Source organism: Gemmiger formicilis, assembly GCF_018784445.1.
Taxonomy (GTDB): domain Bacteria; phylum Bacillota; class Clostridia; order Oscillospirales; family Ruminococcaceae; genus Gemmiger.
In genome coordinates this window covers 174,584-175,303 of the sequence record NZ_WQOH01000100.1, presented here as the reverse complement: position 1 = coordinate 175,303, position 720 = coordinate 174,584, and the positions used below count along the sequence as shown (strand labels likewise).

Below are 720 nucleotides of genomic sequence, written 5' to 3'. Positions count from 1 at the left end.
GAGGAAGTGGAGGAACTGTTCTACTCCGCAAAATACGGTGCTTATGTCGAAGCACAGAACGCCAGAAACGATAAGAACAGACACTCGGAACGCAACCGCACCACAACGGATTTGCTCAAAGACAAAAGGACTTGTCCAGAGGAAACTATCTATCAGATCGGAAAGATGGGCGACCATGTTCCGCCTGATGTTCTGCTGAAAGTTGTGACGGATTTCTTTGTGGAGATGGAACGGCGTTTCGGCTCTCATGTCCACATTCTGGATTGGGCATTACATCTGGATGAAGCGACACCGCACATTCAAGAACGCCATGTGTTTGACTGCGAAAATCGCTACGGCGAAATTTGCCCACAACAGGAAAAGGCACTTGAAGAATTAGGCTTTGAACTGCCAGACCCCACCAAGAAGCAAGGCAGACACAACAACCGAAAAATGACTTTCGATTCTGCCTGTCGTGCCATGCTTTTTGATATTGCAAAAAAGCATGGTCTGCATTTGGAGCAAGAGCCGGAATACGGAGGGCGAGCCTATCTTGAAAAACAGGACTTCATTCTTGCCAAACAGAAAGAGCAGTTGGAGGTACAGGAGCAGAAGTTAGAGGAGCTGACTTTGAAAATCGAGGATGTAGAAACGCTGATTGATGATGTTGCCGATATTGCCTATGACAAGGCGGTGGAGGTTGTGACAGATACGGTCAGAGTGGAAACCCACAAGGAGGAT

At 47.6% G+C, this 720-nt stretch carries 1 pseudogene; it reads left to right on the top strand.

The window, feature by feature from the left end:
- A pseudogene (locus GPK89_RS16450) lies at window positions 1-720 on the top strand (serine/arginine repetitive matrix protein 2); the annotation flags it as partial.